This window comes from Stenotrophomonas indicatrix (assembly GCF_050573115.1).
Classification (GTDB): domain Bacteria; phylum Pseudomonadota; class Gammaproteobacteria; order Xanthomonadales; family Xanthomonadaceae; genus Stenotrophomonas; species Stenotrophomonas lactitubi_A.
Genome location: NZ_JBNYZT010000003.1, coordinates 191458 through 204967, shown reverse-complemented (window position 1 = coordinate 204967; position 13510 = coordinate 191458). Strand labels below are relative to the sequence as shown.

8 protein-coding genes are annotated in these 13510 nt (G+C 66.4%); all 8 read left to right on the top strand.

Going from position 1 to position 13510, the window contains the following annotated elements:
* The first annotated feature begins 49 nt into the window (after positions 1–49).
* The 8 genes from pncB to ACQ5SA_RS09735 all read left to right on the top strand — a co-directional run bounded on the left by pncB (position 50) and on the right by ACQ5SA_RS09735 (position 13507).
* Positions 50–1234 (top strand): nicotinate phosphoribosyltransferase, encoded by a 1185-nt coding sequence (pncB, locus tag ACQ5SA_RS09770; RefSeq protein ID WP_353100308.1) that lies wholly within the window; start codon positions 50–52, stop codon positions 1232–1234.
* Positions 1235–1381: 147 nt separating this feature from the next.
* Positions 1382–2566, top strand: a complete 1185-nt coding sequence (wecB, locus tag ACQ5SA_RS09765; protein ID WP_230112703.1) for a non-hydrolyzing UDP-N-acetylglucosamine 2-epimerase — start codon at positions 1382–1384, stop codon at positions 2564–2566.
* Positions 2563–4764 carry a hypothetical protein gene (locus ACQ5SA_RS09760; protein WP_353100310.1) on the top strand — a complete coding sequence of 734 codons (2202 nt, stop codon included), beginning with the start codon at positions 2563–2565 and terminating at the stop codon, positions 4762–4764. Before wecB ends, ACQ5SA_RS09760 begins: the two co-directional genes overlap by 4 nt.
* 6 nt (positions 4765–4770) lie before the next feature.
* On the top strand, positions 4771–6918 hold the full coding sequence (locus tag ACQ5SA_RS09755; RefSeq protein ID WP_499314102.1) for a glycosyl transferase family protein: 2148 nt from the start codon (positions 4771–4773) through the stop codon (positions 6916–6918).
* On the top strand, positions 6915–9734 hold the full coding sequence (locus ACQ5SA_RS09750; protein ID WP_499314101.1) for an NfrA family protein: 2820 nt from the start codon (positions 6915–6917) through the stop codon (positions 9732–9734). The genes ACQ5SA_RS09755 and ACQ5SA_RS09750 overlap by 4 nt, the downstream gene beginning before the upstream one ends.
* A 21-nt stretch (positions 9735–9755) precedes the next feature.
* Entirely contained in the window at positions 9756–10784 is a 1029-nt protein-coding gene (locus tag ACQ5SA_RS09745; protein ID WP_230112707.1) for an alginate O-acetyltransferase AlgX-related protein, read from the top strand.
* 4 nt (positions 10785–10788) lie between these two features.
* Positions 10789–11913, top strand: a complete 1125-nt coding sequence (locus ACQ5SA_RS09740; protein ID WP_353100314.1) for an alginate O-acetyltransferase AlgX-related protein — start codon at positions 10789–10791, stop codon at positions 11911–11913.
* 13 nt (positions 11914–11926) lie between these two features.
* The gene (locus tag ACQ5SA_RS09735) at positions 11927–13507 is read left to right on the top strand and encodes an MBOAT family O-acyltransferase (protein WP_353100316.1); all 1581 of its coding nucleotides are present in this window, start codon (positions 11927–11929) and stop codon (positions 13505–13507) included.
* Positions 13508–13510: the final 3 nt, after the last annotated feature.

The following is a 13510-nucleotide window of genomic DNA, read 5'->3' as shown; positions in this document are numbered from 1 at the left end:
TCTACTGGCGGCGCCCCCGGTTCACCCCTACAGGCGCATAATTCCCGCCATGCCTATCATCCAGTCCCTGCTCGACACCGACCTGTACAAGTTCACCATGATGCAGGCGGTGCTGCACCAGCACCCCGGCGCGCAGGTTCAATACCGTTTCAAATGCCGCACCCCCGGTATCGAGCTGGCCCGCTACATCGACCAGATCGATGAAGAGATCGATCACCTGTGCAGCCTGCGCTTCAGCCAGGAAGAGCTGGACTACATGCGTGGCCTGCGCTTCGTTAAGCCGGATTTCGCCGACTTCCTCGGCCTGTTCCATCTGGATCGCAAGTACATCCAGCTGCGCGCATCGAAGACCGTACCCGGTGAGATCGAACTGGACATCACCGGCCCGTGGCTGCACACCATCCTGTTCGAAGTGCCGCTGCTGGCGATCATCAACGAAGTCTGGTTCCGCAACACCACCACGGCGGATTTCGCCGAAGGCGAACGCCGCCTGCAGGCCAAGGCCGCGCTGCTGCGCGATACCCCCGGCTTCGAACAGTGCCGCATCGCCGACTACGGCAGCCGCCGCCGCTACTCGCGCGACTGGCATGCGCGCCTGCTGCCGCTGCTGCGCGATGCGCTGGGCCCGCAACTGGTCGGTACCAGCAACGTGCACTTCGCGCGCCTGTACGGCATGACCCCGCACGGCACCATGGCCCACGAATACCTGCAGGCATTCCAGGCGCTGGGCCCGCGCCTGCGCGATTCGCAGGTGGCGGCGCTGGAATCGTGGGCGCGCGAGTACCGCGGCGACCTCGGCATCGCGCTGTCCGACGTGGTCGGGCTGGATGCGTTCCTGCGCGACTTCGACATGTATTTCTGCAAGCTCTTCGACGGCGTGCGCCATGATTCCGGCGACCCGTTCGACTGGGGCGACCGCATGCTGGCCCACTTCCAGCAGCGCCGCGTCGACGCGCGCAGCAAAGTACTGGTGTTCAGCGATGGGCTCGACATCACCAAGGTGATGCGCCTGTACGACTATTTCCGTGGCCGCTGCCAGGTGGCGTTCGGCGTGGGTACCCATCTGACCAACGATCTGGGGCCGACCCCGCTGAACATCGTCATCAAGATGGTCCGCTGCAATGGCCAGCCGGTGGCCAAGCTCAGCGATTCGCCGGGCAAGAGCATGTGCGACGACCCGGGCTACCTGTCCTACCTGCGGCAGGTGTTCGAATTGCCGCCCGAGGGGAGCTGAACGTCACACTGTGACGCTCAGCGTCACCCTGTGACCGGTACCTTACTACGCATCTTTGTGATGCGCATCACATTTACGTGGCCGAACTTCACGGGATCGCTTACGATCCGCGTACAGGATGTTTGCAGGTCTTGAGGGAGTTCTGCGGTGAAGGTTCTTTCTGTTTTCGGTACCCGTCCTGAAGCAATCAAGATGGGGCCGCTGGTAAAGGCGCTGGGTGAGGCGCCGGATATCGAATCCATCGTCTGCACCACAGGTCAGCATCGGGCGATGCTGGACCAGGTGATGTCGCTGTTCGAGATCACCGCCGATCATGATCTTGATGTGATGGTTCCCAACCAGACCCTCAACGGCCTGTGCGCCAAGCTGTTCGAGCGCCTGGATGCGTTGTATGCGCAGGTGCGGCCTGATCGCGTGCTGGTCCATGGTGATACCACCACGGCAATGACGGCTGCAGTGGCGGCCTTCCATCACCGCATCCCGGTTGGACACGTCGAAGCGGGCCTGCGCACTGGCGACATCACCCGGCCGTGGCCGGAGGAGATGAATCGTCGTGTCATCGATGTCGTCTCTGATTTCCTGTTCGCGCCCACACCGAGCTCGCGCGCCAACCTCGCACGTGAACATCTGGGCGGCAGGATCCTGGTGACCGGCAACACCGTCATCGACGCCCTGCAGCAGACCGTGCAGCAGCTTGATCGCGATCCAGCGCTGCGCGCGCGCGCCGATGCACCCTTCCAGATGCTTGATCCCGAGCGTCGCCTGCTGCTGGTCACCGGCCATCGCCGCGAGAGCTTCGGCGACGGGTTCGAGAACATCTGCCGTGCATTGGCCGAGCTGGCGCAACGACCGGATCTGCAGATCCTATACCCGGTCCACCTCAACCCGAACGTTCAAGGGCCGGTCAACGCGCAGCTGGGAAATCTCGGCAACGTGCACCTGGTGCCGCCGCAGGATTACCTGAGCTTCGTGCGCCTGATGCAACGCGCCGACGTGATCCTCACCGACTCCGGCGGCGTGCAGGAAGAGGCACCCGCGCTGGGCAAACCGGTGCTGGTGATGCGCGATGTCACCGAGCGCCCGGAGGCGGTTGATGCCGGGGTGGTGAAGCTGGTCGGCACCGCGCCGAAGCGGATCGTCGATGCCGTCAACGCCGCGCTGGAACAGCCACCCCATCCGACGCATTTCGACCCCGACGCCAGTCCTTATGGCGATGGTCGAGCCAGTGCGCGCATCGTCGCAGCCCTGCGTGGGCATCCACTGCCCGAATTCGCTACCGGCCACCGTAGTGCCGGTCTTGCCCCCTCTCCTCTGCAAGAAGTGACGCCATGACCCAGACCGGCCGACGTAGCTTCCTCGTTGTTTCCTCCGTACTGGCCTTGGCGAGCTCCGCTGCCGCTGGCGCTGCAGACAGCGCTGCCGGCCAGTTCATCGAATGGACCGGGGACAGCACGGTGAGCCGGCAGATGACGCTGCGTCAGCTCGGCTTCCGCCAGCCGCTCGTGCTCAGCGGGCAGGAGAGCCAGCGCGAGGTCTACCTGCCCGTACCTGTAGGCGTGGCGACGCGCGATGCGCAGCTGCAGCTGGATGGCCGCTATGTGCGCGGCCATACCGGGCGCACGTCCGGGCTGTGGTCGGTCGATGGCGATCCGATCGCCGCGCGCTCGATCACCGACGCGCAGGGCGATGCCAGCCAGCTGCTGGCCATTGATGGCGAGCCCCGCGAGAACGGGTTCGTCCGTGTCGGCGTGGGCTGGTGGTCGATCGTTTCCGATTACCGCTGCGCGGATCAGAGCGCGCCGGCCAACGTGTTGCGGCTGTCGCCGGATTCGCGCTTCAGCTATCGCTTCGATGGGCGTGCGGTGGACACCGTGGCCAAGGCCTGGGGCGCACTGCCTCCGCGTGTGCGCCTGCTGGTGGAGGGCAAGGCGCTTCAGGCATCGACCTACGACGCGGCCTGGCGCATCGGTGCCGCACTGCAGACCGGTGGCAAACAGGTTGACGTGGTCGCGCTGCCCAAGGTCGGCGACAGCGTCGACCTGACCGGCATCATCATTCCCGCCAGTCTGCAGGGCGTGCCTGCCTATGCGGCGCTGGCCGCCGGTGAGCGCGCGCACGCGATCAAGGATCTGGCCGAAGTCGGCGCGCTGCTGTCGCTGCGTGACAGCGGCCCACTTGCAGCCGATGTGATGATCGGCAGCGATGCGCTACGCAATGGCGTACGTGCGGCACTGGATGCGCTGGCCGTGCAGGTCGGTGCCAGCGGCGCGGATGCCGCCAGCGCCTTCAGCACCTGGCGCGCCGCCGACATGGCGGCATTGGAAAAGCCGGTGGCCAATGCCTCGGTGAGCGTGACCACCGTTGCCGGACGCCCGACCCTGGTGGTAGACCCCGCAGCAGGCGGCAAGGTGGCAGGGCTGCTGTCCGAACAGTGGCGCAACTATGCGCTGGGGCGTTCGCTGCAGGTCGCGCAGGCGACCGCACCGGCGATGGAAGGGGATCGCGTGCTGCTGAGCCGGCTGGGCAACATCGCCGGTACGCAGGACATCGTCACCCGTGGCGACCGCAGCGCGACCTTCGAACTGGGCGCGCTGTCAGCCGATGGCCGGTTGCCGGAAGAAGTGGTGCTGGATGTATCGGCTGCACCCAACGCGGCCGGGCAGGGCGCGGTTGCGACGATCTACTTCAACGACTACCTGCTCGGGGCCAAGGTGCTTTCCACCGATGGCAAGCCGCAGCGGTTGGTTGCCAAGGTGCCCACCTACGCGTTGTCGGCCCGCAATGAAGTGCGGGTCAGCTTCCTGCGGCAGCCGGCGCGGCCTTACTGCCACGATCCAGCCACCGCGTTCCCGGTGTCGATCCTGCCCAGCAGCCACCTGAAACTGGCCAAGCGCACGCTCGGCGCAGACTTCATCGGTGCGGCCAGCCAGTTGGCGCATGCCAATGAAGTGTTCGTGCCAGGTACCTGGCTGCAGGATGCGCCGACCTCGTTGGCCAAGGTCATCGCCATCGCCAGCGCCGTGGGCGCATCGCCGGAAGCAGCCAGCTTCAAGGTAGTGGATGCGGGCACGGCGATCAGCCCAACCAAGCCTTACCTGGCCTTCGCGCTGGCACCGTCCGGTGTCTCGCTGGCGGGCCTGAAGAATGGCCAGCTGCTGATTGCCGGCAAGCCGCAGCCGCTGCTGGACCTGACCGGGTTGGAACACGCCGCTGCCGTGCAGGTGGCCACTGCCGGTGGCCAGACCGGTGTGCTGTACAGCGATCTGGGCACCCGGGGTCCGACGCTCGACACACCGTTCCGCCTGCTGCGTGGCGACCTCGCCGTGATCGACGGCAGTAACGTCGTCCGCGATTTCGACAGCCAGGATCCCTACGGTTCGCGTATCGCCCAAGAGGGCAATCCGCAGTCGAAATGGGAACAGCACATGGTATGGCTGCTGTTGCTGGTGGGCATCGTGGTGTTCGCCCTGGCGGCCGCCCGCATCACCCAGATCCGTCGCCGCCGCAAGTCTGCCAGCACCGGGCACTGATCGACCGTGGACGGTCTGTTCTGGAACATCCAGCTGGCCAATTACTACGCTGCCCTGGAAACAGTGGCAGCGGCAGTGGCCGTGCTGATCCTGATTTCCAGCCTCGATGACCTGTTCATCGACGTCTGGTACTGGGTGCGTGAAAGCTGGCGCACGCTGACGGTCAAGAAGCGCCGTGAGTACAAGCCACTGACCCAGCAGGATCTGCTGCAGCGGCCGGAACAGCCGCTGGCGATCATGGTGCCGGCGTGGATGGAATACGACGTCATCGCGCAGATGGTCGAGAACATGATCAACGTGCTCGACTACCGCGAGTACGTGGTGTTCGTCGGTACCTATCCCAACGACCAGGCGACCATTGACGAAGTCGAGCGCATGCGCCGGCGCTACAAGCGCCTGCGCCGCGTGGAGGTGCCGCATGATGGCCCGACCAGCAAGGCCGATTGCCTGAACTGGCTGATCCTGTCGATCTTCGACTACGAGAAGCGCCACGACATCGAATTCGCCGGCGTCATCCTGCACGACAGTGAAGACGTGCTGCACCCGATGGAACTGCGCTTCTTCAACTACCTGCTGCCACGCAAGGACATGATCCAGCTGCCGGTGACCTCGCTCGACCGCGAGTGGTACGAACTGGTGGCGGGCGTGTACATGGACGAGTTCGCCGAATGGCATGCCAAAGACCTGGTGGTGCGCGAAAGCGTGTCCGGCATGGTGCCCTCCGCCGGTGTCGGCACCTGCTTCTCGCGACGTGCGCTGCTGGCGTTGAGCGAGGCTACCGACAACCAGCCGTTCAACACCGACAGCCTGACCGAGGACTATGACGTCGGCGCACGGTTGGCGACGATGGGCATGCACTCGATCTTCGCCCGCTTCCCGGTGCAGTTCCTGGTGCGGCGGCCGTCGTGGTTCGGCTGGGGGCCGGTGCGCGAGCGCACCCAGCAGATGGCGCTGTGCGTACGCGAATACTTCCCCGACAACTTCCGTGCGTCCTACCGGCAGAAGGCGCGCTGGGTGCTGGGTATCGGCCTGCAGAGCTGGGAAACGCTGGGCTGGCGTGGCTCGCTGGCGACCAAGTACCTGCTGGCGCGTGACCGCAAGGGCATCATCACCTCCTTTGTCAGCATCATCGCCTACCTCATCTTCCTGCAGCTGCTGCTGTTCTGGCTGCTGAAGATGACCGGTGTGTGGAACCTGCAGTACCCCAGCGTGTTCCAGTCGGGCAGCTGGCAGATGAACGTGGCGCTGCTGACCACCGCTGCCCTGGCCACGCGCGTGGTGCAGCGCTTCTACTTCGTCAACCGGCTGTATGGCTGGGAACACGCGTTGATGTCGATCCCGCGCATGGTGGTCGGCAACATGGTCAACTTCATGGCCACCGCACGCGCGTGGCGGATGTTCCTGGCCTATCTGTTCTTCGGCAAGCGCATGGTCTGGGACAAGACCATGCATGATTTCCCCGATGCCGCAGCACTGGTGCAGACACGCAAGCGCCTGGGCGAACTGCTGACCACCTGGCAGGCGGTCGAGCCCGAGCGCCTGGAACAGGCGCTGCAGCAACAGCAAGGCGGGCGCCAGCAGCCCCTTGGCCGCATCCTGCTGTCACAGGGCTGGCTGGATGATGAAACCCTGGCCGAAGCGATCGCTTTCCAGGGCGACCTGCCGCGTGCGGTGATCGATGTCGATTATCTGGGCAAGGGCGGGTTCCCGGTCAGCGTCGACGCCTGCGTGCAATGGCGCATGCTGCCGTTGCCTCCCTTGCAGGAAGGCACCCTGCGACTGGCCGTGGCCAATCCATTGTCCGAGGCCGCGCTGGACCTGTTGAAGCAGGAAACCGGCAACGCCCAGGTCGAGCAGAGCATTGCACGCGAAAGCGAGATCAACGCCGGCCTGCGCATGATCAGTGGCGCCGAGTTGTGGCGTATCGATACCGTGCCGTTGCTGGGCGACCTGCTGGTGGAAATGCGCTTGATCGACCACGCGCGTTTCGAGATCGCACTGGATGAGTACAAGCCCCAGCGTGATGGACGCATCGGCGATTACCTGGTCAAGAAAGGCATCGCCACCGAAGACGCCATCGCCCAGGCCATGGAGGAACAACGCCGCCGTGCGGCGATGCTGCAGTCGCCGCCCCCCGGAGTCGTATCGGCATGAAGACCTCGCTGCTGTCCACCGTCATCGCTGTCGCCCTGGCGGCTGCTGCGCCGGCATACGCGCAGGCCGACGCGCCGTTGCCGCTATCCGGGCCCGCCTACCGCATGGCCGAGCAGGCCTTCGCTGCGTACGAGCGTGGTGACTACAGCACGGCCCTGCGACAGGCCGGCGAAGCGTCGCGGCTGCGCCCGGACGTAGTGCGCCTGCGCTTGTTGCAGATCTATTCGCTGCAGAAGCTTGGTCGTAGTGATGAGGCACGGCAGCAGGCGCGGCGTGCGCTGGATGCGGGGCTGAAGGATCCGGCGTTGGTCGGGTTGGCGACCGCCACACCCGCAGGAGCGGCCGGCAGTGGCGGCACCCGCGCCGTGCCCGCCGCCCGGCAGACACCGGCCGAGCGTGCCTACCAGCAGTCATTCGCGCTGGCCACCGAGGCCTATACCGCCTACAACAACGACCAGATGGCCGTGGCGGCCAGCAAGGCCGAGCAGGCCTTCCGCCAGCAGCCGCAGCAGGGGGCCTGGGCGATGCTGTGGGTGGCATCGCTGGAAGCCCAGCAACAGCTGGAACAGGCCGACGCCGCCGCCGCCACCGCGTTGCAGCTGGGCGCGCCGAACGTGGCCGACCTGCGTGCCAAGCGCGTGGCGCTGGGCCGCCAGCGCGCAGTGAAACCGGCGCAGGAGGGTTACCAGGCGTTGATCGCCCTGGATTTCGCCGCCGCCGTCGGTTTCGCCCGCGAAGCGGTGGCGCGCGCACCCGACGTGGCCTCGCACCGGTTGCTGCTGATGACCACGCAGCTGCTCGACGGGCAGCTGGCCGAGGCGGAAGTCACCGCCAACCAGGCGCTGGACAACGATCCGGACGATACCGTCGCGCTGGTGATGCGCGCCTACCTGCGCCAGCGGCAGGGCGACAGCAGCCAGGCCAACGCCGATTTCGACGCCGCGCTGAAACAGGATTGGCTGGATGGGCAGCAGCAGCGCAACGTGCGCCTGCTGGCGGTGGACGCGGCCATCGCCGCCGGTGACCGTGCCCGCGCAACGGCACTGCTGGCACCGCTGCTGGCCGACACCCTGTCCGACGAGGAAGAGAAGAACCGGCAGGGCATCCGCGAGGCCATCGCCCTGCGCAGCAAGGGCATCCACAGTGCGCGTGCCGGCCAGACCCTGACCCTGCAGTCCTATCCGGCACCGTTCCAGCAATGCCGTGATACGCCGTACGGCACCCAGTGCGAGCTGATGCCGGCCGACCTGCAGGGCGAGGGTGGACCCGCCCAGCGGGCCTATGCCGCCTATGGTCGGCAGGACTACCAACAGGCGATCAGCGATGCCCGCCAGGCCGTGCAGGAAGCACCGGACAGCGTGCCGCTGCAGGGCCTGTTGACCACCGCGCTGGCCGCCGGCAACCGCAGCCAGCAGGGTGAGGCGCGGCAACGCCTGGATACCTCGCTGGCCGCGCACCCGGAAGACGCCGGGCTGCTGATGCAGCGCGGCTACCTCAATCAGGCCGCGCGCGAGCCTGCACTGGCACTGGCCGACTTCCGCGCCGCCGAAGCCACCGGCAAGGCACCCAAGACCGTGGTGATGGACCAGGCCTTCGCCAGCGCCGCCACCGGTGACAACCGGCAGGCAGTGACCCTGCTGCGCGGTGCGATCGACAGCGCCGATGCGGGTCAGCTGCCGCTGGACAAAGCGCAGCGCTTCAACACGCGCAGCGCCATTGCCAACTACTCACGCGAATGGGGTGTGACCGCCTCGGCCGGTTATCGTGGTTCGCGCCAGGCCGCGACCAACCTGGGCGGTGCGTCGATCAGCACGCCCGGCGCGTCGGTGTTCAGCACGCTGGAAGCCTTCTGGCGGCCGCAGGCGACCAACAACCAGCACGGCACGCTGGAAGCCTATGCACGCATCGCCAACACGCTGTACGACGAAGGCGGCACGTTCGAATCGCTGCTGTTCACCGATCCCTGTACCGGGGTGGCGACGCCGGACAGCCGCGAGCGCGCCGAACGCCTCAGCCGTTCGCGTTCGATCGCCGGTTGGCCGTCCACTATCGGCTCGTTCGGCGTGCGCTATGCGTTCGGCCAGACCGGTCTCAGCGTTGGCCTGGAGCGCCGCCAGTTCCTGGGCAGCGCTACCCGTCGCGGTGGCATCTATGCAGACTCCGCGGCGGTGCGCTGCCAGATCCAGATCGAATCCGAGCGGCCGCTGCAGGCGAACCTGTTGGCCCGCTATCGTTTGAACGACAGCGCCGGTGGCTGGATGACCTATGCCACCTACGGTTTCTACAACGGCACCGGCATACGTACCGATGTCACCCAGTGGTGGACGATCAGCGGCTACGCCCAGGCCGGCCTGAGCTGGGACGACAACCGCGCGCACTTCACCGTGGATGCGCTCGATGCCAGCGGCAACCCGTCGCAGCGGGTGAGTGAATCCGACGGGCGCCTGCGCCGTCAGCAGGCCTTCGCCGCGGCGGAGCTGCGCGCCGGTCGCAACTATCGTTTCGGTGTCGACCAGACCCGCTGGCTGCTGACCCCGTACCTGGTGGTGGGGGCCGACTGGCAGGACCAGCGCTCGCGCGTGCGCGGCATCGACTATCCCGGCATCGGGCCGCAGTCGTTCGCCTTGTCCGACACCCAGCGCAGCTGGTCGCTCGGCGCCGGTCCCGGTGTCGGCCTGCGTTACTGGTTCCGCGAGGACCACTACAACGCGGCGCGTTCCTACCTGGACCTGTCGGTCTCCTACCGCTTCGCCATCGGTGGAGGCGATACCCAGCGGGCCAAGGGCCTGTTCGCCACTGCCACCCTGTACTACTGACTCCGCACGAAGGATCTGCAGATGAAGCCTGTTCCGCTCTCCACCACCGCGCGTCGTCCGCGCATGCTCCTGCTGGCCGCACTGTGCGCGCTGGGCTTGGGCAATTCCGTGCAGGCACAGGCGCCTGCAACCACCATCGCCGCCGCCGCACAGGATTCGTCCATCGTGCTGACCGGCAAGGACGGCTGGCTGTTCCCCGCCTGGGGCAGCCTGACCGAAGTGGACACCGCCGCGGTGACCCGCAACACCGCCCTGATCGCCGAAGCCGAGCGCGCGCTGGCCGCTGCCGGGGTCAAGCTGCAGGTGCTGGTGCTGCCGGACAAGGCGCTCTTCTATGACGACAAGCTGCCCGATGGCAAGCGCCTGGGCGATGCCGTGCGCGGACGCTATGCGCTGGAACTGGATGGCCTGACCAAGGCGAAGGTGCCGGCCATTGATGCACTGCAGGTGCTGCGTCAGGTCAAGCAGGGGGGCCAGGAAGTGTTCTACCGCAGCGACCAGCACTGGACCCAGCCGGCCGCCGATGCGGTGGCGGTTGCGGTGGCAGCGAAGGTGAAGGAGCAGGTGCCGACCCTGGCCGGTCAGGCCGGCAGCGGCATGGCCCTGGGCAGCGAGATCAAGGAGCGTCGTTTCGGCGACCTGGCCGAGCTGTTCCTCACCGATGAACAGCGCAAGGCGATCGGCCGCGACACCTTCACCGTGCGTCGCCAGGCCGAGCAGCAGTCGCTGCTGGATGATGCTCCGGCACCGGTGCACGTCACCGGCCACAGCATGGTGCAGCCTTACTTCGGCTTCCCGCAGAAGCTGTCCAATGCCTTGGATCGCCCGGTGTCGGTGAACTGGAAGCCGGGCAACGTCGGCCATTGGGTCATGCTGCTGGAGTACCTGGAGTCCAACGAGTTCAAGCAGAACAAGCCGCAGGTGCTGGTCTGGCAGATGTTCGAGCCGTCCTACCCGCAGGGACCCGATGCCCGTGGCCAGTGGGACAACGCCTCGATCATGACCCCCGAACAATGGAAGGCACGCCTGCACAAGGCGCTGGGGCAGTGATCCGATGAATGCCCGTCCCGGGGCGCCCGCGCCCCTGCCACCTGCTGCCCCGCCACGTGCCCATCGGCTGACCGCCGTGGTGGTATCGGCACTGCTGTTGATCGGCGTCTGCGCTGGTGCCTGGATGCTGGCCAATGCCAAGCTGCCGGCCGAGAAACTGCTGCCCTCGCGCTGGGCAGATGGCGAAGCCGGGCAGGCGATCAACCAGGCGCTGCGGCTGCCGATCCAAGCCCAGGGCGACCTGCTGGGCGCCGCCGTGCGCTACCGCCTGCTGGGCGATCTTGGCGAGCAGGTGGCGCTGGGCTGTCCGGACTGGCTGTTCTACCGCGATGGCCTGCGTCCGCAGCCGGGTGCCGGCGCACAGGTCTTCCAGGACCGCATCCGGCTGATGCAGCACTGGTCGCAGCAGCTGCAGGCCACCGGCGCGAAGCTGCTGGTGGTGGTGGTGCCGGACAAGTCGCGCATCGAACAGGTGCACACCTGTGGCCTGCGCTATTCCGAACCGATGCGTGCGCGCTACGGGCAGTGGCAGCAGGCCTTGGCCGCTGCCAACGTGGCCAGCGTGGACCTGCTGCCGGTGCTGGCCGGGCAGGACGCGCCGGTGTTCTTCCGCACCGACGTGCATATGAACCGCATTGGCGCGCAGCGCGCGGCCGATGCCGTGAACGCGGTGGCATTGCCGCTGCTGGGCGGGCAGGGCGGCCAGGCCTTCGAGGTTGGCCCACTGGGTACACCGAAGCCGCGCATGGGCGACCTGATCGTGCTGGCGGGCCTGGAACACGCACCCCCGTCATGGCGGCCGCCGTTGGACCTGGAGCCGGAGCAGGTCATCGCGCCGCTGCGCAGTGGTGGCCTGCTGGACGACACCCCGCCGGTGGAGGTGCTGTTGCTGGGCAGCTCCAACGGCCGTCGCAGCCTGTTTGCCGAACGCCTGGGCCATGGCCTGGGGCGCGAAGTGTGGAACCAGAGCATGGACGGCGGCCAGTTTTCCGGCGCACTGCTGGCGGCACTGCCGCAGCAGTCGACGTGGCCGCCCACCGTGAAACTGGTTATCTGGGAATTTTCCGAAATGGCCCTGTCCCTGCCGCTGACCGAAGGCGAGCAGAAGGCATTGGCCGGTATCGACTGAGCGCCGACCGACCATGCTGTTCAACTCCTTCCTGTTCCTGCTGATATTCCTGCCGATCGCGCTGGGCGTGCACTACCTGCTGGGCGCGCTGCAGCCCCGGCTGGCCGCGCTGTGGCTGTGCGTGGCCTCGATCGTGTTCTACGGCTGGTGGAATCCGCAGTTCGTGATCCTGCTGGCCGGCTCGATCGTCTTCAACTATCTGGTCAGTCTGGTCATCCTGTCGCTGGCCAAACGCCCCCGGTTGCAGTTGCTGGCCACCGCGCTGGGCGTGGCTGCCGACATCCTGCTGCTGGTGCATTACAAGTACTTCGCGGCGATGGTGAACTTCGTCCACGACATCGGCTTCAACGTCGGCCCGATGGACACGCTGATTCTGCCGCTGGGCATTTCCTTCTTCACCTTCACCCAGATCGGCTACCTGCTGGACTGCCGCGCGGGCGTGGTCAACGACCGCAGCCCGCTCAGCTATGTCCTGTTCGTGACCTTCTTCCCGCACCTGATTGCCGGCCCGATCCTGCACCACAAGGAGATGATGCCGCAGTTCAGCAAGCGCGAGACCTATCGCTTCCAGGCCGAGAACCTGTCCATCGGCGGCATGCTGTTCGTCATCGGCCTGGCCAAGAAGGTACTGATCGCCGACAGCATCGCGCCGTATGCCGATGCCGGCTTCGCCTCCACCGGCGATGTGCAGTTCTGGGGCGCGTGGGCCACCGCGCTCAGCTATGCGTTGCAGCTGTACTTCGATTTCTCCGGCTATTCGGACATGGCGCTGGGCCTGGCCCGCATGTTCGGCATCCGCTTCCCGCTGAACTTCAATTCGCCGTACAAGGCCACCAGCATCATCGACTTCTGGGCGCGCTGGCACATGACGCTCACCCGTTACATCACCGCCTACCTGTACTACCCGGTCGCGATGGCCGTGACCCGCTGGCGTACCCGCCACGGGCGTGCCACCGGCCCCACCGCCGTGGCATCGGCTGGCGGCTTCTTCTCGATGATCGTGCTGCCCACGGTGTGGGCGATGGGCCTGGCCGGCATCTGGCATGGCGCCGGCATGCAGTTCCTGATCTTCGGCCTGCTGCATGCCACCTACCTGGTCATCAACCACGCGTGGCGGGTCTTTGTCGGCGGTCGCAAGCCGGCCGCGATGCGCAAGCTCAATCCGTTCCAGCACGCCGGCTACCTGCTGCTGACCTTCGGTGCGGTTCTGGTCGCGCAGGCCTTCTTCCGGGCCGATGGCGTGCACGATGCATGGCAGCTGGTGCAGGGCATGTTCGGCGTGCGCGGCTGGGAAAGCATGGAGAACCTTGGCCATGTCGCAGGCATGGGCCTGGCCGACGGCGTGCGCCTGCTGCTGGGTCATCACCTGCAGCTGCTGTACATCCTGGTGGCACTGGCCATCGTCTGGCTGGCACCGAACGCGCACCAGATCATGGGTGTGTATTCTCCCTCGCTGGCAAAACCCAGCCCGGCACCGCGTGCATGGATGCGCTGGCAGCCCAACGCGGCCTGGCTGCTGGTGATGCTGGTGCTGCTGTCGCTGTGCCTGCTGAACCTGCACAAAGAAACCCGTTTCCTTTACTTCCAGTTCTGACAA